At 65.5% G+C, this 19,226-nt stretch carries 18 protein-coding genes; 7 read left to right on the forward strand and 11 right to left on the reverse strand.

Annotation, left to right across the window (positions count from 1 at the left end):
* The first annotated feature begins 10 nt into the window (after positions 1-10).
* Both GGD62_RS31470 and GGD62_RS31475 read left to right on the forward strand, forming a co-directional pair.
* Positions 11-1,000, forward strand: a complete 990-nt coding sequence (locus GGD62_RS31470; protein ID WP_018315996.1) for an ABC transporter ATP-binding protein — start codon at positions 11-13, stop codon at positions 998-1,000.
* On the forward strand, positions 997-1,989 hold the full coding sequence (locus tag GGD62_RS31475; RefSeq protein WP_028142478.1) for an ABC transporter ATP-binding protein: 993 nt from the start codon (positions 997-999) through the stop codon (positions 1,987-1,989). Before GGD62_RS31470 ends, GGD62_RS31475 begins: the two co-directional genes overlap by 4 nt.
* Positions 1,990-2,079: 90 nt before the next feature.
* On the opposite strand, the gene GGD62_RS31480 is transcribed toward GGD62_RS31475, so the two are convergent.
* From GGD62_RS31480 to GGD62_RS31530, 11 genes are all read right to left on the reverse strand, one after another.
* Positions 2,080-2,367, reverse strand: coding sequence for a YciI family protein (locus GGD62_RS31480; protein ID WP_038970499.1), 288 nt, complete (start codon positions 2,365-2,367; stop codon positions 2,080-2,082).
* A gap of 73 nt (positions 2,368-2,440) precedes the next feature.
* The gene (locus GGD62_RS31485) at positions 2,441-3,415 is read right to left on the reverse strand and encodes a sugar ABC transporter substrate-binding protein (RefSeq protein WP_183712057.1); all 975 of its coding nucleotides are present in this window, start codon (positions 3,413-3,415) and stop codon (positions 2,441-2,443) included.
* Positions 3,416-3,459: 44 nt separating this feature from the next.
* Positions 3,460-4,437 (reverse strand): ABC transporter permease, encoded by a 978-nt coding sequence (locus tag GGD62_RS31490; RefSeq protein ID WP_179731282.1) that lies wholly within the window; start codon positions 4,435-4,437, stop codon positions 3,460-3,462.
* Positions 4,434-5,384 (reverse strand): ABC transporter permease, encoded by a 951-nt coding sequence (locus GGD62_RS31495; RefSeq protein WP_092256105.1) that lies wholly within the window; start codon positions 5,382-5,384, stop codon positions 4,434-4,436. Before GGD62_RS31495 ends, GGD62_RS31490 begins: the two co-directional genes overlap by 4 nt.
* Positions 5,377-6,900 carry a sugar ABC transporter ATP-binding protein gene (locus tag GGD62_RS31500; protein WP_183712058.1) on the reverse strand — a complete coding sequence of 508 codons (1,524 nt, stop codon included), beginning with the start codon at positions 6,898-6,900 and terminating at the stop codon, positions 5,377-5,379. Before GGD62_RS31500 ends, GGD62_RS31495 begins: the two co-directional genes overlap by 8 nt.
* Positions 6,897-8,291: an FAD-linked oxidase C-terminal domain-containing protein gene (locus GGD62_RS31505; RefSeq protein ID WP_183712061.1), complete on the reverse strand. Its 1,395-nt coding sequence runs from the start codon at positions 8,289-8,291 to the stop codon at positions 6,897-6,899. The genes GGD62_RS31500 and GGD62_RS31505 overlap by 4 nt, the downstream gene beginning before the upstream one ends.
* Positions 8,292-8,349: 58 nt before the next feature.
* The gene (locus GGD62_RS31510; protein WP_183712063.1) at positions 8,350-9,234 is read right to left on the reverse strand and encodes an intradiol ring-cleavage dioxygenase; all 885 of its coding nucleotides are present in this window, start codon (positions 9,232-9,234) and stop codon (positions 8,350-8,352) included.
* Between the two features lie 16 nt (positions 9,235-9,250).
* Positions 9,251-10,153 carry an NAD(P)-dependent oxidoreductase gene (locus GGD62_RS31515; RefSeq protein ID WP_183712065.1) on the reverse strand — a complete coding sequence of 301 codons (903 nt, stop codon included), beginning with the start codon at positions 10,151-10,153 and terminating at the stop codon, positions 9,251-9,253.
* A gap of 20 nt (positions 10,154-10,173) precedes the next feature.
* The gene (locus tag GGD62_RS31520) at positions 10,174-11,538 is read right to left on the reverse strand and encodes an amidohydrolase family protein (RefSeq protein ID WP_183712066.1); all 1,365 of its coding nucleotides are present in this window, start codon (positions 11,536-11,538) and stop codon (positions 10,174-10,176) included.
* Between the two features lie 4 nt (positions 11,539-11,542).
* Positions 11,543-12,622 carry a maleylacetate reductase gene (locus GGD62_RS31525; RefSeq protein WP_183230938.1) on the reverse strand — a complete coding sequence of 360 codons (1,080 nt, stop codon included), beginning with the start codon at positions 12,620-12,622 and terminating at the stop codon, positions 11,543-11,545.
* Entirely contained in the window at positions 12,619-12,942 is a 324-nt protein-coding gene (locus tag GGD62_RS31530) for a Dabb family protein (protein WP_038947956.1), read from the reverse strand. Before GGD62_RS31530 ends, GGD62_RS31525 begins: the two co-directional genes overlap by 4 nt.
* 107 nt (positions 12,943-13,049) lie before the next feature.
* Here GGD62_RS31530 and GGD62_RS31535 point away from each other — a divergent pair, with 107 nt between their 5' ends.
* The 5 genes from GGD62_RS31535 (at position 13,050) to GGD62_RS31555 (ending at position 19,129) form a co-directional block, all read left to right on the forward strand.
* Positions 13,050-13,973, forward strand: a complete 924-nt coding sequence (locus GGD62_RS31535) for a LysR family transcriptional regulator (protein WP_018316009.1) — start codon at positions 13,050-13,052, stop codon at positions 13,971-13,973.
* Between the two features lie 12 nt (positions 13,974-13,985).
* Complete coding sequence (xylB, locus tag GGD62_RS31540) at positions 13,986-15,431, forward strand: xylulokinase (protein ID WP_183712068.1); 1,446 nt, start codon at positions 13,986-13,988, stop codon at positions 15,429-15,431.
* Positions 15,432-15,561: 130 nt separating this feature from the next.
* Positions 15,562-17,085: a sugar ABC transporter ATP-binding protein gene (locus GGD62_RS31545; RefSeq protein WP_183712070.1), complete on the forward strand. Its 1,524-nt coding sequence runs from the start codon at positions 15,562-15,564 to the stop codon at positions 17,083-17,085.
* A complete protein-coding gene (locus GGD62_RS31550; protein ID WP_183712071.1) occupies positions 17,078-18,118 on the forward strand; it encodes an ABC transporter permease subunit in 1,041 nt (346 codons plus the stop codon). Before GGD62_RS31545 ends, GGD62_RS31550 begins: the two co-directional genes overlap by 8 nt.
* Positions 18,119-18,181: 63 nt before the next feature.
* Entirely contained in the window at positions 18,182-19,129 is a 948-nt protein-coding gene (locus tag GGD62_RS31555) for an ABC transporter substrate-binding protein (protein ID WP_179731263.1), read from the forward strand.
* Positions 19,130-19,226 lie beyond the last annotated feature (97 nt).

Here is a 19,226-nt window from a genome sequence, read left to right on the forward strand (position 1 = left end):
GTTGATCGCGATGGCGCTGCTCGAAGTCGAAAACCTCCAGACCCACTTTCGTACCCCCGGCGGCATCAACCGCGCGGTGGACGGGGTGTCCTTCCATGTCAACGAGGGCGAGACGCTCGCCATCGTCGGTGAATCCGGCTGCGGCAAGTCGGTGACATCGATGTCCTTGATGCGGCTGATCCCGGAGCCGCCGGGCAGGATCGCAGGCGCGATCCGCTTTGCAGGGAGAGACCTGCTGCAACTCTCCGATCGCGAGATGCGCGCGATCCGCGGCAACGACATCTCGATGATCTTTCAGGAGCCGATGACGAGCCTCAATCCGGTGCTGACCGTCGGCCGGCAGATCCGCGAGACACTGATGATCCATCAGGGCCTGGACAAGCAGGCCGCCGAGGCGCACGCGATCGAGATGCTGACGCTGGTTGGCATCCCCGAGCCGAAACGCCGCGTGCGCGAATATCCGCACCAGCTCTCCGGCGGCATGCGCCAGCGCGTCATGATCGCGATTGCGCTGGCCTGCAATCCCAAGCTTCTCATTGCCGACGAGCCGACCACCGCGCTCGACGTGACGATCCAGGCGCAGATCCTGAAGCTGATGCTGGACCTCAAGCGCCGGGTCGGCGCGGCCATCATCCTGATCACCCACGATCTCGGCGTCGTCGCCGAGATCGCCGAGCGCGTCATGGTGATGTATGCGGGCCGCAAGGTCGAGGAGGCGCCGGTGGCCGAACTGTTCCGCGCGCCGCGGCATCCCTACACGCAGGGCCTGCTTGGCGCGGTGCCGCGGCTCGGCTCGTCGCTCACGGGCACGGCAAGACGGCTCGCCGAAATTCCCGGGCAGGTGCCCGATCTCAGAAAGCCGATCACCGGCTGCGTCTTTGCCGGCCGCTGCGCGCTTGCGACCGATCTCTGTCGTCAATATGCGCCGGGGCTCGAAGAGAAAGGCCCTCGTCACGTCGCCGCCTGCCACTATGCGGCCAAGGGAGCTGTCGCGGCATGAGCCCTCCGCTGCTCCAGGTCAACGACCTCAAGAAGCACTTTCCGGTCAAGTCCGGCCTGTTCGGCCGCAAGTCCGAATTCGTCTATGCGGTCGATGGCGTCTCCTTCGAGATCGCGCGCGGCGAGACGCTGTCGCTGGTCGGTGAGTCCGGCTGCGGCAAGTCGACGGTCGGGCGCGCCATTTTGCGGCTGTTCGACATCACCGCAGGCCAGGTCATCCTCGACGGCCAGCGTATCGACGACGCACATCCGGGCACGATGCGCCAGATGCGCCGGCGCGTGCAGGTGGTGTTCCAGGACCCGTTCTCCAGCCTCAATCCGCGCATGCGGGTGCGCGACATCCTGGCCGAACCGATCCGGAATTTCGGCCTCGCCAAATCCGCCGAGGATCTCGAGGTCCGCGTCACCTCTCTGATGGACACCGTGCGCCTGCCGCGCGAGGCGCTGAACCGCAGGCCGCACGAGTTCTCCGGCGGCCAGCGCCAGCGCATCGGCATCGCCCGCGCGCTCGCGGCCGAACCCGAGCTGATCGTGTGCGACGAGGCGGTCTCGGCGCTCGACGTCTCGGTCAAGGCGCAGATCGTCAATTTGCTGCAGGATCTCCAGAGCGAGTTCGGCCTCGCGTTGCTGTTCATCAGCCACGACCTCGCGATCGTCGAGCACATGACCCACCGCGTGGCCGTCATGTATCTCGGCAAGATCGTCGAGATAGCGCCGCGCCGAGAGATCTTTGCCGCGCCAAGGCATCCCTACACCAGAGCGCTGCTGTCCGCGGTGCCGCTCCCCGAGCCCGGCGCCCAGCGCAATCCCATCATCCTCAAGGGCGACGTGCCGAGCCCGATCAATCCGCCGAAGGGATGCCGCTTCCACACCCGCTGCCCGCTCGTCTTCGATCGCTGCCGGGTCGAAGAGCCGGTGCTTCGCGCAGTTGGGACCGAGCAGTGGGTGGCCTGTCATCTCGAAGACGGAGCTGTGGCGACGAGCGGCTGAAGGGTGAGATTCGCGCCGGAAATTCGTCAGCAAAAACAACTCCATTCTACTGTGCATGGGGTTGTTTTCGCATTTTTGATGGGGCCGGCCTCAACCCTGCCGGCGCAGGAAGCCCGTGATCGTGACCTTTTCCCAGATGCCGGCCGCGGCAAAGGGGTCGGCGCGATTGAAGGCCTCGACGTCGCCACGGCCGGGCGCCTCGATCAGGAACAGGCTGCCGATCATGGTTTGACCATCGTCGGAGACGAGCGGCCCCGACATCACGATCTTGACGCCGAAGCGCGAGGTGTCGCTGAGGAAAGCCTTGTGGGCGTCGTAATTGGCAAGCCGGGTCGGCAGCGCGCCGGCGCGGTCGACGGCGTGAATGGCGAACAGCATGGTCGTCTCCGTTTCTTGACTTTGGTTCTTGGGACGGCCGCGAGAGGCGGCCGTCCGGACGTGATCGGTGGACTTACTTCGCGCTGAGCTTGCCGGCATCCTCGAAGGTCGGGCAGGTCCGCTGCTCCAGCGGCACGTCGAAGGGCCCAAAATTGTCCTTGGTGATGACGGTCGGCTTCAGCACGATCTCGGCGATGACCGGCTGATTGCGCAGGGAGCGGATCGCCATCATGGTGCCGAGGCAGCCTTGGGCAAATCCGTTGTAGTCGCCGCTCGCGAGCAGCTTGCCGGACTTGATCGCGTCGATGGCCTCCTTGGTACCGTTGATGCCGATCACCTGGGCCTTGCGGTTGGCGCCGTCGAGCGCCTCGATCGCGCCGACCGCCATGGCGTCGTTGGCCGCCAGCACGCCGTCGATCTGCGAATTCGACTGCATCAAATTCTCCATCACCTGGAGCGCCTGGAGCCGCTGGTAGTTGCCCGGCTGCGAGGCCAGGAGCTTCGCACCAGGGGTCTCCTTCAGCGCGTCGTTGAAGCCGCGGACGCGGTCGACATTGGTCAGCGAACCCTTGACGCCCTCGATGATGACGATGTTGCCCTTGCCGCCGAGCGTCTTGAGCAGGAAGCGCGCAGTCTCGAGCCCGAGGCTGTAATCGTCGGCGCCGACGAAGGAGAGGAACTTGCCGCCCGCGGAACGGTCGGTGATGTTGACGACGGGGATCTTGGCTTCGTTGATCTTCTCGACCCCGGGTACCATCGCCTTGTAGTCGACCGGCGTGAACACGATCGCGCTCGGCTTCTTCACCACGACATCCTCGATCTGGCTCAGCTGCTCCGGGATCGAATCCGGCTTGGTCGGGATGTACTGAAGCGTCTTGGCGTTCAGCGCCTTCGCCATGTTGTCGGCGCCGACGCGCACCGTCTGGAAGAACGGGTTGGTCTGGTTCTTGGTGAAGACGGCGATGGTCTCGCCGTCGGCGCGCGCCTCGGTGGTGAACGCGGCCGCCATCAGCAGCGGCAGCGCCAGATAGCCCAGTTTCTGTCTCATATTGCCTCCATCCCTCGTTTTGCTTGTTGGATATCGAAAAACACTTACTGCGCGCGGCGGCGGGTCTTCATGTCGAGCCAGACCGCGAGAATGACGATGATGCCGGTGACGAGCGGCTGCCAGTTGGCGCTGACCGAGAGCAGGTTCATGCCGTTCAGCACCAGCGTCAGGATCAGCGCGCCGATGAAGGTGCCGAACACGGTGCCGACGCCGCCGAACAGCGAGGTGCCGCCGATCAGCACGGCCGCGATCGCGGGCAGCGTCAGGCTCTCGCCGATATCGGCCTCGGCCGAATTGAGCCGCGACAGGAAGATGATCGATGCAAGGCCCGCCATGGTGCCCGAGACCGCATAGACCAGCAGCAGGCGGCGCGCGACCGGGATACCGGAGAGGCGGGCCGCGACCGGATTGGCGCCGATCGCATAGATCTCCTGGCCCCAGATCGTCCGCTGCGCAAACAGCGTTCCGATCCCGAGGAACACCAGCAGCAGATAGACCGGGATGGGCAGGCCGAACAGATAGCCGCTGCCGATCTGGCGGAAGCCCGCGGGGAAGCCGTGAAGGGTCTCGCCCGCCATGTACCAGTAAGTGAGGCCGTTCAGCACCCACAGCATGCCATAGGTGGCGATGAAGGAGGGGATGCGCAGCGCGGTGACCATGATGCCGTTGAGCAGGCCAACGATGCCGCCGCAGGCAAGCCCGGTGAGGATGCCGAGCGCGGGCGAACCGGTCTTGTGGATCACGGTGCCGGCGATGCAGGCCGACAGCGCAACATTGGCGCCGACGGAGAGATCGAGGCCGGCGGTTAGCACCACCAGCGTCAGTCCGGAGGCGATGAAGAAGGTCAGGCTCGCTTGTCTCAGCACATTGAGGATGTTGCCGAGGCTGAGGAAGGAATCGCTGAGCACGGCGAGCACCGCGCAGATCAGGAGAGCTGCGAGCAGGCGATAGAACACCTGGATCGCGTCCTGCGACAGGAAGGAGCGGGGCGGCATCATGGCGTCTTTCGTGATGTCGGTCATGCCCGGCTCCTGAGACCATCGAGGAACAGCGCGACGATGACGAGGACGCCGACGCTTGCGACCTGCACGGAGGAGGGCAGCGAGATCAGGTTGAGCCCGTTGCGCAACACGCCGACGGAGAGGACGCCGAGCAGGGTACCGAGCAGCCAGCCATTGCCGCGCTCGAACGAGGTGCCGCCGACGGCGACCGCGGCGATGGCATCGAATTCGAGGCCAAGGCCGGCGGTCGGGTGGCCGGAATTCATCCGCGCGGTCATCAACAGGCCCGCGATGCCGGCCATGGCGCCGCCGAGCGCGTAGACCGCGATCAGCAGCTTGTTCGGCGAGAGGCCGGCATAGCGCAGCGCCTCGCGGTTGCCGCCGAGCGCGAAGATGTAGGTACCGAAGCGGGTGTGATAGAGCAGGCCGTGGAACGCAGCGTAGGTGACGAGCGCCATCACGATCGGCACGGGAATGCCGAGCAGCGTCGCCGAATAGATGTCGCGGACGCTGTGGGGGATGCCGACCACGCTCTGGCCGTCGCTGACGATCAGCGACAGGCCCTGGGCCATGCCGAGCGTGCCGAGCGTCGCGACGAAGGGCGGAATGCCGAGGATGGCGACTAGCCAGCCATTTGCGACGCCGAAGGCCGCACCGACCAGCAGGCCGGCGCCGAAACCCAGCAACATCGATTTGGTGGCCAGCGACACGATCGCGACGCAGAGCGAGGTCAGCGTCAGCACCGCGCCCATCGACAAGTCCAGCCCCTCGGTCATGATGATCAGCGTCATCGGCAGCGCGAGCATGGTCAGGATGGTCGACTGCACCAGCACGTTGGAGAGGTTGGCGACCGACAGGAAGCCGGGCGCGATCACGCTGAACAGCGTGATCAGGAGCACCAGGACGATGGCAACGCCGGGAATGCGTTGCAACGGATTGGGTTGTGAAACGACCGCGGCCTCACGCATGATGCATCCCCAATCGCACGATGTTTTCCTCGGTCAGTTCGTTGCGGTTCAGGTGGCCGGCGATGCGCCCCTCGCGCATCACATAGGCGCGGTCGCAGACATGGCAGATCTCGACCTGCTCGGACGAGATCATCAGTGCCGCCGCGCCTTCCGCGACCAGGCGGTCGATCAGCGCAAAAATCTCGGACTTGGCGCCGATGTCGATGCCGCGCGTCGGCTCGTCGAAGATGAAGAGCTTTGAGCCGGCCGCCAGCCATTTGCCGATCACGACTTTCTGCTGGTTGCCGCCCGAGAGCAGGCCGACGGTCTGACGCGCACTCGGTGTCGCGATCCTCAATTGCCGGATCAGGCCGTCGGACGTCCGTTGCGCGCCACGGGAATCGAAAAGTCCGCTCGGGAACAGCTTTCGCAGCGCCGACACTACAAGATTGTCGCTCACCGAGCGCAATAGCGCGAGGCCCTCGCTCTTGCGGCTCTCCGGGATCAGCGCGATACCCCGGCGGGCGGCGAGGTCAGGCTCGCCGGAGATGGTCTTGCCGTCGAAGATGATCTCGCCGGCGCTGACGGGATCAGCGCCGAAGATGGCGCGCGCGACTTCGCTGCGGCCCGAGCCGACCAGGCCGCACAGGCCGACGATCTCGCCCCGGCGCACCTCGATGTTGATGTCGGAGATGCCGGTCGAGGCGGTCAGACCCTTGACCTCGAGCAGCAGATCGCCGGGCTTGTCGGCAAAGTTGCGCGGATAGGTCATGTCGACGTTGCGGCCGACCATCATGCGGACCAGTTGGTCCGGCGTAACGTCGGCGGGCCGGACGCCGTCGATGCGCCGGCCGTCGCGCAGCACGGTGATGCGATCGCCAAGCGCGAACACCTCGGCCATCCGGTGCGAGATGTAGACGATCGACACGCCGTCGGCCTTCAGCCGCGCGATCAAGGCGAACAGCAGCTCGGTCTCGCGGTCGGACAGCGCCGCGGTCGGCTCGTCCATGACGAGGATGCGGGCGTTCTGGCTGATCGCCTTGGCGATCTCGACCATCTGCTGCTGCGCGACGCCGAGCCTATCGACAATGGTGGAGGGATCGATGTCGAAGCCGATGGTGTCGAGCACGCGCTTTGCGTCAGCCAGGATCTTGCGGCGGTCGATGGCGCCGGGGATGTGGCCTTTCGGCTCGCGGCCGAGGAAGATGTTCTGTGCGATATCGAGATAGGGGACGAGCGAGAATTCCTGGAAGATCACGGCAATGCCGAGCTTCTGCGCATCTGCCGTCGAGGAGATCGCGACCTTCTCGCCTTTGTAGTAAAACTCACCGGCGTCAGCGCGGTAGGCACCGCAAAGCACCTTCATCAGGCTCGACTTGCCGGCGCCGTTTTCGCCGAGCAGCATGTGCACTTCGCCGGGGTAGACGGCAAAGGACACGTCATCCAGCGCCTTGACGCCGGGGAACTCCTTGCTGATGCCGCGCAGCTCCAGCAGCGGCGTCGGCGAGGTGACCTCGATCGGGAGCGCGTCGCTCATACTTTGGCCCCGCCTGAAAAGATCTTTCCGGGATTCATCAGACCATTCGGATCGAGCGCGGTCTTGATGGATCGCATCACGTCGACGGCTTCGCCGAGCTCGTCGGTGAGATAATCGATCTTGCCAAGCCCGATCCCGTGCTCGCCGGTGCAGGTTCCGTCCATGGCGATGGCGCGGGCAACCATGCGGGCCTGCAGCGCCTTGGCGCCTTCGGCCTCCTCGGGCTTTGTCGGATCGATCAGGATCAGCATGTGGAAATTGCCGTCGCCGACATGGCCGACGATCGGCGCGGTAAAGCCGTGCTCGTCGGCGTCGCGCCGCGTCTCGGTCAGGCATTCCGCCAGCCGCGAGATCGGCACGCAGACATCGGTGATCACGGCTCGCGCGCCGGGCCGGAGGCCGAGGCCGGCATAGAGCGTGTTGTCGCGGGCGTGCCAGAGCCGGCTGCGGTCTTCCGGCGCCTTGGCCCAGGCAAAGCCGTGGCCGCCATTGTCGGCGGCGATCGCCTGCGCGGCCTCGGCCTGTTCGGCGACGGAGGTCTCGGAGCCGTGGAATTCGAAGAACAGGGTGGGCGCTTCGCGATAGCCGAGCTTGGCATAGGCATTGATGCCGCGCATCATGACGTCGTCGAGCAGCTCGATGCGCGCGACGGGGATCGCGGACTGGATCACGGAGATCGCGGTGTCGACGGCATTATGGAGTGTGTCGAAGCTGCAGACCGCGGCCGAGATCGCCTGCGGGACGGGATGCACCTTCAGCGTGATCTCGGTGATCACGCCGAGCGTGCCTTCCGCGCCAACGAACATGCGGGTGAGGTCATAACCGGCGGCCGACTTGCGCGCACGCTTCGCGGTCCGGATCACGCGGCCGTCGGCCAGCACCACTTCCAGTGCCATGACATTGTCCTTCATGGTGCCGTAGCGAACCGCCATGGTGCCGGAGGCGCGCGTGGAGGCCATGCCGCCAATCGAGGCGTCGGCGCCGGGGTCGATCGGGAAGAACAGGCCGGTGTTGCGCAGCTCCGCATTGAGCTGCTTGCGGGTAATGCCAGGCTGCACCACGACATCCATGTCGCTGTCGTGCACGCTGAGCACCTTGTTCATGCGCGCGAAGTCGAAGCAGACGCCGCCGGCGACGGAGGCCGCATTGCCTTCAAGCGAGGTGCCGGCGCCGAACGGAACGATCGGCATGCCCGCGCTCGCGCACAGCTTCACGATCTCCGCGACCTCCTGCGTGGTCTCAGGGAAGACGACGATGTCGGGCGGCAAATTGCGATAATGCGACTCGCTTTGCCCGTGCTGATCGAGCACGCCGCGCGCAACGCTCGCGCGCGGGCCGATCATGCCCGTGAGGCGCTCGGCCAAGATGCTCGTGCTGACCCGCGGTCCCATCCTCAGCTCCCGTCTGCTCCCTGTTGCCGGACTCTTGCTGGTCCGTCGCCGCTCTAGCTTAAGCGGCTCTTGCGTTGCTCGCGGCCTGCTTGAGGCCGAAATCATAGTTGAGATGGAAATACTCGCTGTCCACCATGCGACCATCAGGCGCACGGCCGGCCGGATGCCTCGCGAATTCACGGATCAGGCTGTCCTTGACGCCGAACACCACGTCCGAATCGAGATACTGGTCGCCGGCGACGAACACGTGTGTCACGAGCTGCTCAAAGCCGGGCGCGGAAATCATGAAATGCACATGCGCTGGCCGCCAGGGATGACGGCCCTGCGCCTCCAGCATCTCGCCGACCGGCCCGTCATGCGGAATGGGGTAGGCGGCCGGCTTGATCGACCAGAAATGAAATCTGCCGTTGGCGTCGGTGTGGAAGCGCGCGCGCATCGCGAGATCGCCGATGGCGTCGAGCTGCTGCACGTCGTAATAGCCGTCATCGTCGGAGTGCCAGACGTCGACGACGGCCCCTGCGAGCGGCTTTCCGTCGACGGTCGACACCGAGCCGGTGACCAGCATCGGATCGCCCTCCATCGGACCGGAGATATCCGCGCCGCTGTCCTTTTCCGGTGCGGCCTGGACGAAGAACGGGCCGAGCACCGTTGTCTCGGTCGCGCCCTCCGGCACTGGGTGGTTGATCGCATCGACCAGCATGGAGACGCCGAGCGTGTCCGACAGCAGGATGAACTCCTGGCGCTTGTCGTCGCACATGTGGCCGGTACGGGTCAGGAAGTCGATGCCGAACTCCCATTCCTTCTGGGTCGGCCGCACCTCGCGGACGAAGGCATGAAGGTGGCGCACCAGCGCTTCGCTGACCTGCTTGATGCGTGGATCGGTCGCGTCCTTGATCCGCTCCAGCACCGCGTCGGTGATCGTGTTCTCGTTGAAATTGCGCATATGTGCCTTCCGCCGATCAGAGTTTGGGCTCGCCGAGCCCGGACAGCCGTTCCAGGTGCTTGACGGTCGCGATGAAGTCGGTGTCGCCGTCGCCTTGCGCGACCAGCGAGCCGTAGGTCTCGCGCACTTGCGCCGCGAGCTGCAACGGCACGCCGACGGCGTGGCCGGCTCCCAGGATCAGGTCGAGATCCTTGGCCATCTGCTTGCAGGAGAAAGTGGATTCGAAATCGCGGGTGCGCAGCGGCGCGGTCTTGTACTTCACCATCGGCGAGGCCACCGCGCTGTCGTCGAGCACCTTCAAGATGTCCTGCCAGGCGATGCCGCCCTTGCGCGCGAGCGCCAGGCTCTCCGCCATCATCGCCGCCGATACTGCGATCATCAGATTGACCGAGAGTTTCGCGTAACGGGCTTCCTCGGCCGGCCCGAGATAGGTCTGCGCGCGGGTGAAGGCGGCGAACAGCGGCTTTGCGTTTTCGAAGGCGTCTTTCGGCCCCGAGACGAAGCAGGTCAGCGCGCCCGTATGAACGATGCTGGCATTGCCGGAGACCGGTGCGCGCAGATAGGCAATGCCGCGGGCCTGCGCCGCGGCCGCAACTTCCGTAGAAGCCTCGACGCTCACTGTGCTGGTTTCGATCAAACTGGCGCCCGGCGCCATGGCGGCGATGACGCCGGTGGGGCCGAGCATGGCGCCGCGCAACGCGACGTCGTCGGGCAGGGAGGTGACGACAGCCGCCTTGCCGCTCACGGCCTCGGCCGGCGATGCGGCAATCGCAATGCCTTGTGTGCGTGCCTCGTTGATCCGCGCCGCGCTCTGGTCGAACGCGGTGACGGCATAACCGGCCTTGGCGACGAGCGCCGACATCGGCAGGCCCATCTTGCCGATCCCGATGAAAGCGATGTTTTTCGAGGTGTCTGTCATTGTTGTTGTCCGTTGGCGCCTCAGGCGGCGCGTCCCTGTCGTTCGATGTCCTGCACCAGCCGCCGGCCGGATTGCGCCAGTAGCTCTTTCTTCGTCTCCAATCCCTCAGCCAGCAGTCGGCCGTTCCGCTTCTTCCAGGCGCCGCCGATCATGACCGCCTCGATATTGGTGAGGCTGGTCTGCATCATCACGGTCGCAATGGGATCGTGCACCGGGACGAGGTTGAGATCGGAGGCGTTGATGATGACGAGGTCGGCAAGTTTCCCGGGTGTCAGCGAGCCGATCTGGTTTTCGCGGCCGAGCATGCGGGCGCCTTCCGTCGTGATCCAGCGCAGCGCCTCGCGCACGGGAATCGTGGTCGTTGTGGGGATGGTGCCGCTAGTCTTGCGGGACTCCGCATTGTCGAGCGATCGCTGCATCGAGAGCGCAATGCGCGCGGCGGAGAACAGGTCGCCGGCCAGGATTGATTCGAGGTCAATGCCGATGGTCGGTCGCACGCCACGCCTGAGCAACCGTCCGGTGATCGGAAAGCCATGGCCCTGGATCATCTCGTTCTCGGGCGTCACCGAGAAGGAGACGCCGCGATCGACGAGACGATCGAGCAGATCGTCGGGCAGATCATTGCCATGGACGATGTTGATGCCGGTGCCGACGAGGCCGGCTTCGATCAGCTTCTCCCAGCCGCCGGGTGTCTTGGCCGGACCGCCGCCCTGATGCATCGATGCAATCAGCTTGAGCTCGCGCGCCATGCGGAAGTCATGCATGGCGACCTCGAGCGTCGAATAATGCGGGCCGAGGATCGCAAGGCCCAGCGTGACGAGACCATCGCGGTCGGCGAGGGGACCGGCCAGCAGCCGCTCGACCTCGCGGCGCGGATGCGGCACTTCCGAGAAATGCGGCTCGCCCGGCTTTGGCTCCGGCTTCGGCGAGCCATGGAAGAAGGCGGCGCGAATGCCGCTCTCGATCAGGCCGCGCACGGCGGCGTCGGTATGATCAGGCGTCGGATTGTTGTGGCACCAGTCGACCAGCGTGGTGGTGCCGCAATTGATCTGGTTCAACGCGCCCACGAGGGTTGCGATGTAAATGTCGTCGGGTCGGAACACGGTCGCAAGGCCCGCATGCATGCGGCGGAAATATTCCAGCAACGTCCAGTTCGCGGCATAGCCGCGCAGGCCGGTCTGCCAAGTGTGCATATGCGCGTTGATCAGGCCGGGGATGACGATGCGCCCTGCGCCGTCGACGATCTCCGTGTCGGCCGCGACGTCGATCGATGGCCGCACCTCGACGATGCGGCTGCCCTCGATCAGCACGTCGCAGGTCGCGAGGTCGCCGATCGCGTCATCCATGCTGATGACGGTCGCGGATCTGATCAGGGTGCGCTGCATCGCCTCAAGCCGCCGCTTTGATTGGGGCCGGCGGCTCGCCAGCCCAGGCGCGCGCGATCAGGTCGCGAATGGCGCCGCGCTCGAGCGGGCGCGGATTCCAGTAGGCGTTGGTGACGGCAAGATCCGCCGCCTTGTCGATGCCGCCCTCGGGCATCCCGATATCGCGCAGTGCCGTCTTCGCACCCAACCGCTTCGCAAGCTCGAAAAGTCCCTGCGATGCATCGGCAGCGCCGATTGCGCGCGAGACGCGTGCCATCGCGTCGGGCACGGCTGGCGCGTTGTAGGCGAGCGCATGCGGCAGCACGATGGTGTGTGTCTCGGCATGCGGCAGGTCGAAGGTTCCACCGAGCGTGTGGCAGAGCTTGTGATGCAGCGCCATGCCGACGGTGCCAAGACAGACGCCGCACAGCCATGCACCATAAAGTGCTTCGGTGCGGGCCTCGCGGTCATCGCCCTTGGCCGCGATGGCAGGCAGGGCGCGGGCCAGTGCGCGGATGCCTTCTTCCGCCATCAGCGAGGTCACGGGATTGGCATCCCGCGCATAGAGGGCCTCAACGGCATGGGCGATCGCGTTGATGCCCGATGTCGCGGCCAGGCTCGCCGGCAGCGTCAAGGTGAGATCGACATCGTAGATCACGGTCTCCGGCAGGATTGCCGCATCGCGCACCGTGGTCTTCAGGCCGTTCTCAGTCTGGCCGACGATCGGCGTCATCTCGGAGCCGGCATAGGTGGTGGGGATGCAGAGCTGGTTGATTCCGGTGCGCAAGGCCAGCGCCTTGCCGAGGCCGGTTGTCGAGCCGCCGCCGAGTGAGACGACGCAGTCGGCCTCGCACGCCTTCATCGCCGCGAGCGCACGCTCCGTAACCTCAACAGGCGTGTGCATGGTGGCGCCGGAAAACAGTCCGGCATAGAGCGAGCCGAGCGCCGCCCCCAGGCTCTTGCCTTGCGCCTCCTGCTGCGGCGTCGTCAGCACCAGGGCGCGCTTGCCGCCGAGCCGCTCGACCTCGGCCTTCGCGGAGCCAAGCGTTCCGCTGCCGAACACGACGCGGCAGGGCAGGTTTTCAAAGGTGAACGAACCGATCATGCGCCGGTCTCTTTGATGGGATAATCGACCTGGAAGCGCCCGATCCGCAAGTCGCCAAGCGCCTCGCGCACGCGCAGATGTTCCGGATGGTTGGCATAGGCCGAGAGCGCGGCCTGGTCGGTGAATTCGGAGAACAGCACCACGTCGCAGGCGTAATCCACCGCGCTGACGTCCATGCCGACTTCGATATGGGTGAGGCCGTCGATCCGGCCCTTGAGGCCCTCGAACAGGGTCTTGACCTTGACCCGGGCGGCGGAGCGCTCCTCGGGGCTTTCCCCGCGCAGCCGCCACATCACGATGTGCCTGATCGGGCCCGACATTTCCTGATTTCCTCGCCTGCCATTGTGCTTTGTTGGCGCTATTTTGCCTTGCAGAAATCGGAAATAAAGACCAAAATTTGTAAGTCTCTTTTCCTGTTTTCGCAAAAATGGACCGGCTGCTCCAACTCGAAGTCTTCTCCAAAACCGCCGAGCTCGGCAGCCTGTCCAAGGCCGCCGAAATCCTGCGGATGTCGAACGCGGCCGCCAGCCGCCACCTCAGCGCGCTGGAGGAACGACTCGCAGTCCGGCTGATCGAGCGCAACACGCGCCGGCTATGGCTGACGGAGGCAGGGCAGGAGCTCCTGCAGCGGTGCGGCACATTGTTGAACGAGCTCGCCGAAGCCGAGGATGCCGTCTCCGACCGCGCGCTGTCGCCGAAGGGCATGCTGCGCGTGACGAGCTCGCTGTCCTTTGCGATGATCTATCTCGCGCCGATGCTGCCCGCCTTCCGCGCGCTCTATCCTGATCTCAGCGTGCAGATCATCAGCGCAAACCGCTACCTGGACTTCATCGAGGCCGGCATTGACGTCGCGATCCGCACGCGCGAGCACGAGCCGGACTCCAACATCATCGTCCGCCGTATCGGCCAGATGCACCGCGTGCTCGCGGCGGCGCCGTCATATCTGGAGAAGCACGGCCGGCCGGAGCACCCTGCCGATCTCGCCCGCCACAACATGCTGATCTACAATCTCGCCAACGATCCCTATTCGCTGCGGCTCAGCCAGGGCAGCACGACGCAGACGGTGCGGATCGCGCCGACGCTCGACAGCAATGATGGCCAGATCATCTGCGGTGCGGCACGCGCGGGGCTCGGCATCCTGATCCAGCCACTTTACATCGTGCAGAGCGATATCGCGGCCGGCCGGCTCGTGCCTGTCCTGATGGGCTGGGAGTTGCCGCTGCTCACCATGAACATCGCCTATCAAAACCGCGTCCGGCTGCCCGCCAAGATCAGGGTGTTTTCCGACTTCCTGGTCAGCCACATCCGCGAGCATTCGGAACCGGGGATCTGGATCGACGCGGCGAAGTGAGCGGAAGCAGTCATGTATCTCGGCATCGATCTCGGCACCTCCGCAGTCAAAACCGTTCTCGTCGACGGTGCCCAGCGCGTGATTGCAAGCGAGAGCCGGCCGCTGACGATCACCTCGCCGCAATCAGGCTATTCCGAGCAGGATCCCGCGCAATGGATCGAGGCGACCTTCGCCACGCTCGATGCCCTGAAGGTATCGCATGGAAGAGAACTCGCGGCGGTCGAGGGCATCGGGCTGTCCGGACAAATGCATGGCGCCACGCTGCTCGATGCGAGCTTGAGACCGCTGCGGCCTTGTATCCTCTGGAACGACGGACGCGCCGCCGCCGAGTGTCGCGTCCTGGAGCAGCGCTGGCCCGCCTTGCGTGCAGTGACGGGCAACAAGGCGATGCCGGGATTCACCGCGCCAAAACTGCTCTGGATCGCGAGGCACGAACCTGAAGTCTTTGCAGCGACGAAGTTGGTGCTGCTGCCAAAGGCCTACCTGCGCCTGATGCTATCAGGCGAAGCCATCGAGGACGTCTCGGATGCGTCGGGATCGCTGTGGCTCGACGCCGCGCGCCGCGACTGGTCGGACGCAGCGCTCGCCGCGACTGGACTGTCGCGCGATCACATGCCGCGTTTGGTCGAGGGATGCGCGCCTGCAACGACGCTGCGCAGCGAGCTCGCGGAACGCTGGGGTATGACCCGGCAGCCGGTGATCGCGGGCGGCGCCGGCGACAATCCGGCCGGCGCCGTCGGCATCGGCGCGATCGAGCCGGGAACCGCATTCATCTCGCTGGGAACCTCGGGTGCCTTGCTGGCCCCGACCAACAGGGTAGCCGCCAACCCCGACCGCGTCGTGCACACGTTCTGCCACGCCATTCCCGGCATGTGGATTCAAGCCGGCGCGATCCTGTCGGCCGCCTCCTGCCTTGCATGGACCGCGCGCCTGTTCGGCGTTACCGAGGCTGAATTGCTGGCACCGCTCGGATCGCGCCCGCGGGCACCGTCGCCCGCGAGCTTCCTGCCGTATCTCGCGGGTGAGCGGACGCCGCACGACGATCCCGTCGTGCGCGGGATGCTCGATGGTTTGAGCCATGGCACCGATCGCGGGATGATCGTGCAGGCGGTGCTCGAGGGCGTTGCATTTGCGCTCGCCGATTGCCGCGACGCGCTCGCCGATGCTGGCATTGTGATTACGGAAGCCGATGCCATTGGCGGTGGTTCACGGTCCGGCTTCTGGCTCTCGGTGCTGGCGAACGTGCTGAATGTTCCGATCCACCGCTTCGCCGGAGGTGAGACCGGCGCCGCGTTCGGTGCGGCGAGATTGGGGCGACTTGCTGTCACGGGTGAGGCAATCGAAACCGTGTGCACGCGGCCGCAACGCATCGACACGTTCGAACCTGACGCTGGGCTGACGGATGCTTATGCCGAGCGGCTTCCCGCGTGGCGCGAACTGTATCGGCCGCGCCACTAGCATCGCCTCGATGCTACATTCCGGCCTGTTCGGTATTGCCCTGTGCCGCGGCCTTTTGTTTAATGCGCAAGCCGCGCTGACAGAATGATTGAGACGCGGGTGGGAAACGCATTGTGCGCCGGGAGGCACGATGAACGATCCGATCCTCGAGATGCGTGGGGTCTCAAAATCCTTCTTCGGCATCAAGGCGCTGCGTGCCGTCGATCTCACCGTCTATGCCGGCGAAATTCATGCGTTGATGGGTGAGAACGGCGCCGGCAAGTCGACGCTGATGAAGATCCTGTCCGGCGCCTACAGACCCGATCCCGGCGGCGAGATCCGCATCGAAGGACATCCGGTCCGGATCGAAGGCCCGCTCGGCGGCCGCGCGGCGGGCATCTCCATCATCTATCAGGAGCTGTCGCTCGCACCCAATCTCAGTGTTGCCGAGAATATCTATCTGGGACGGGAGATATCGCGGACAGGCTTGCTGGCGCGCGGCGCCATGCGCGAGGCCGTCGGTCCGATCCTGAAACGGCTCGGCGCTGACTTCCAGCCGTCGACGCTGGTGGCGCATCTCTCCATGGGCCAGCGGCAACTGGTCGAGATCGCGCGGGCGTTGCATGCGAGATCAAAGATCCTGATCATGGACGAGCCGACCACCTCCTTGTCGGCCGCCGAAAGCGAGCGGCTGTTCGCGCTGATCCGCCAGCTCAGGGCGGAGGGGCTCGCCATCATCTACATCTCGCATCGCATGGACGAGGTCTACGCGCTCGGCGACCGCGTCACCGTGCTGCGCGACGGCCGCCTGGTCGGCTCGCTCGACAAGGCCGAGATCCGTGCCGACACCATCGTGCGGCTGATGGTCGGGCGCGACGTCTCATCGTTCTACAAGAAGGACCATGATCCGGAGGCAGGACGCGGCCATCCCGTGCTCGCCGCGATCGACATGGCCGATGGCCTGCGCGTCAAGGGCTGCTCGCTGACCGTGCATGCGGGTGAGGTGGTCGGTCTCGCCGGTCTGATCGGCGCCGGCCGCACCGAGCTTGCGCATCTCATCATCGGCGCGTTGCCAAAAACCTCCGGCCGGCTCGAGCTGGAGGGGCGCCCGGTCGAGATCCGCACGCCGGGTGAGGCGCTCGAGGCCGGGATCGCCTATCTGACCGAGGACAGGAAGGCGCTCGGCTTGTTCCTGGACATGTCGTGTCTGGACAACATCAACCTCGCGGTGCTTGGCCGCGATGCGAAGCTCGGCTGGTTCCTGGATCGTGACAAGGCACGCGAGCGCGCCGATCGAGCCTTCGCAGGGCTCAGCATTCGCGCCGCCAATGTCGGCGTCCCCGCCGGTGGCCTGTCCGGCGGCAACCAGCAGAAGCTGCTGCTGTCGCGGCTTCTTGCCATTGCGCCAAAGGTGCTGATCCTCGACGAGCCGACGCGCGGCGTCGACGTCGGCGCCAAGTCCGAGATCTATTCGATCATCGACAATCTCGCCAAGGTCGGCACTGCCATCCTCGTCATCTCGTCCGATCTGCCGGAGATTATCGGCATCTGCGACCGCGTCGTCGTCATGCGAGCCGGGCACATCGCCGGCGAGGTCAGGCGTGAAGCGGCGGTCGCGCTGAACCAGGAAGACATCATGGCGCTTGCGACGGGGATGGAGCATCTCGATGCCTGACAATGGTGCTTCGCAGGCCAAGCCGGCATCGACGACGACCAACGGTGCTGCCGCAGAGTCAAAGCGCCAGCGGGTGAGGGTGCTGATCAGCGCGCTCGGCATGCTGCCGGTGCTGCTGATCCTGTGCGGCGGTTTCCATTTCCTGTCCGAGGGCCGCTTCTTCACCGGACAAAATCTCGGCATCGTGCTGCAGCAGGCAGCGGTGAACACCGTGCTCGCCGCGGGCATGACCTTCGTGATCCTCACCGGCGGCATCGATCTTTCGGTCGGCTCGATCCTGGCGGCTTCCGCGATGGCCGGGTTGACGCTCTCCAAGATGCCGGAGCTCGGGATGCTGTGGCTGCCGGCCGCGCTGCTCACCGGCCTTGGCTTCGGCGTCGTCAACGGCGCGTTGATCGCGCTGCTCCGGCTGCCGCCCTTCATCGTCACGCTCGGCTCTCTCACCGCCGTGCGGGGCCTGGCGCGACTGCTCGGCGCCGACACCACGGTGTTCAATCCCTCGATTCCCTACGCTTTCATCGGCAACGGCTCGCTGACGCTCATTCCCGGCGTCGTCTCGCTCCCATGGCTCTCGGTGATCGCCCTGCTCGTCATTCTCGTCTCGTGGCTGGTGCTGCGCCGGACCGTGCTCGGCGTGCACATCTATGCGGTGGGTGGCAATGAAAGCGCGGCGCGGCTTGCCGGCATCAAGGTCTGGGCCGTGCTGATCTTCGTCTACGGCGTCTCCGGGCTCTTCGCCGGGCTCGGCGGCGCCATGCAGGCGGCGCGGCTCTATGCCGCCAACGGCCTGCAGCTCGGCCAGTCCTACGAGCTCGACGCCATCACCGCCGTGATCCTCGGCGGCACCTCATTCGTCGGTGGCATCGGCTCGATCTGGGGTACGCTGGTCGGCGCGCTGATCATCGCCGTGCTCTCGAACGGCCTGATCCTCGTCGGCGTCTCCGACATCTGGCAATACGTGATCAAGGGCCTCGTGATCATCGGCGCCGTCGCGCTCGACCGCTACCGGCTGCAGGGCTCCGCCAGAACGTGAAAGGTTCCGGTGCGGCTACTGGTCTGCCGTGCCTGACATGAAGACAGACCAGGGAGGAAGCCAATGTTGAAGACGATCACGCTCGCCGGCGCCGCGACGGCGCTTGCCCTAAGCGCCGCGCCATCCTTCGCCAAGGAGCTCAAGTCGATCGGCGTCTCGCTGGGGTCGATGGGCAACCCGTTCTTCGTCGCGCTGTCGAAGGGCGCCGAGTTCGAGGCGAAGAAGACCAATCCCAATGTGAAGATCACGACCGTCGGCTTCGAATACGACCTCGGCAAGCAGGTCACCCAGATCGACAATTTCATTGCCGCCGGCGTCGACCTGATCCTGCTCAACCCCGGCGATCCCAAGGCGATCGGGCCGGCGATCAAGAAGGCGCAGGCGGCGGGCATTGTTGTCGTCGCGGTCGACACCGCGGCCGAAGGCGCCGATGCCACCGTGACCACGAACAACGTGCAGGCCGGCGAGATCTCCTGCCAGTACATCGTCGACAAATTGGGAGGCAAGGGCGAGGTCATCATCGAGAACGGGCCGCAGGTCTCGGCGGTGATCGACCGCGTCGTCGGCTGCAAGAACGTCTTCTCGAAGAACGCCGGCATCAAGGTGTTGTCCAACGACCAGGACGGCAAAGGCTCGCGCGAAGGCGGCCTCACCGTCGCGCAGGGTTATCTGACCCGCTTCCCCAAGATCGACGCCATCTTCGCCATCAACGATCCGCAGGCGATCGGCACCGACCTTGCGGCGCGCCAGCAAAACCGCAGCGGCATCGTCATCACCGCGGTCGACGGTGCGCCCGATATCGAGGCCGCGCTGAAGGATCCGCAGTCGCCGCAGATCCAGGCCTCTGCTTCGCAGGATCCGTTCTTCATGGCACGGCGGGCCGTGCAGGTGGGTGTCGGCATCCTCAACGGCCAGAAACCGGCCTCGACCGTCGAGCTGCTGCCGTCCAAGCTCGTGACCCGGGACAACGTCGCCGAGTATAAGGGCTGGACCTCGGATCGTTCGCAGTAAACGCGCATCGCCGGTGCGCAGATGCGAGAATGGCGGGCGGCGTTTTGAATTACGCCGCCCCATACCGTCATAGCGCCGATCGGCTGTCCGAGCGCGC

It is taken from the genome of Bradyrhizobium sp. ERR14 (genome assembly GCF_014198235.1).
In the GTDB taxonomy this organism is placed as follows: domain Bacteria; phylum Pseudomonadota; class Alphaproteobacteria; order Rhizobiales; family Xanthobacteraceae; genus Bradyrhizobium.

Excerpts from the sequence above, each read along its gene's own strand:
- GGD62_RS31500 (WP_183712058.1), bottom strand. The coding sequence starts at position 6,900 with ATGAGCGACGCGCTCCCGATCGAGGTCACCTCGCCGACGCCGCTGCTG.
- GGD62_RS31550 (WP_183712071.1), top strand. The coding sequence starts at position 17,078 with ATGCCTGACAATGGTGCTTCGCAGGCCAAGCCGGCATCGACGACGACC.
- GGD62_RS31525 (WP_183230938.1), bottom strand. The coding sequence starts at position 12,622 with ATGATCGGTTCGTTCACCTTTGAAAACCTGCCCTGCCGCGTCGTGTTC.
- GGD62_RS31515 (WP_183712065.1), bottom strand. The coding sequence starts at position 10,153 with ATGACAGACACCTCGAAAAACATCGCTTTCATCGGGATCGGCAAGATG.
- GGD62_RS31505 (WP_183712061.1), bottom strand. The coding sequence starts at position 8,291 with ATGGGACCGCGGGTCAGCACGAGCATCTTGGCCGAGCGCCTCACGGGC.
- GGD62_RS31480 (WP_038970499.1), bottom strand. The coding sequence starts at position 2,367 with ATGCTGTTCGCCATTCACGCCGTCGACCGCGCCGGCGCGCTGCCGACC.
- GGD62_RS31470 (WP_018315996.1), top strand. The coding sequence starts at position 11 with ATGGCGCTGCTCGAAGTCGAAAACCTCCAGACCCACTTTCGTACCCCC.
- GGD62_RS31535 (WP_018316009.1), top strand. The coding sequence starts at position 13,050 with ATGGACCGGCTGCTCCAACTCGAAGTCTTCTCCAAAACCGCCGAGCTC.
- xylB (WP_183712068.1), top strand. The coding sequence starts at position 13,986 with ATGTATCTCGGCATCGATCTCGGCACCTCCGCAGTCAAAACCGTTCTC.
- GGD62_RS31555 (WP_179731263.1), top strand. The coding sequence starts at position 18,182 with ATGTTGAAGACGATCACGCTCGCCGGCGCCGCGACGGCGCTTGCCCTA.
- GGD62_RS31490 (WP_179731282.1), bottom strand. The coding sequence starts at position 4,437 with ATGACCGACATCACGAAAGACGCCATGATGCCGCCCCGCTCCTTCCTG.
- GGD62_RS31520 (WP_183712066.1), bottom strand. The coding sequence starts at position 11,538 with ATGCAGCGCACCCTGATCAGATCCGCGACCGTCATCAGCATGGATGAC.
- GGD62_RS31530 (WP_038947956.1), bottom strand. The coding sequence starts at position 12,942 with ATGTCGGGCCCGATCAGGCACATCGTGATGTGGCGGCTGCGCGGGGAA.
- GGD62_RS31485 (WP_183712057.1), bottom strand. The coding sequence starts at position 3,415 with ATGAGACAGAAACTGGGCTATCTGGCGCTGCCGCTGCTGATGGCGGCC.
- GGD62_RS31475 (WP_028142478.1), top strand. The coding sequence starts at position 997 with ATGAGCCCTCCGCTGCTCCAGGTCAACGACCTCAAGAAGCACTTTCCG.
- GGD62_RS31510 (WP_183712063.1), bottom strand. The coding sequence starts at position 9,234 with ATGCGCAATTTCAACGAGAACACGATCACCGACGCGGTGCTGGAGCGG.
- GGD62_RS31545 (WP_183712070.1), top strand. The coding sequence starts at position 15,562 with ATGAACGATCCGATCCTCGAGATGCGTGGGGTCTCAAAATCCTTCTTC.
- GGD62_RS31495 (WP_092256105.1), bottom strand. The coding sequence starts at position 5,384 with ATGCGTGAGGCCGCGGTCGTTTCACAACCCAATCCGTTGCAACGCATT.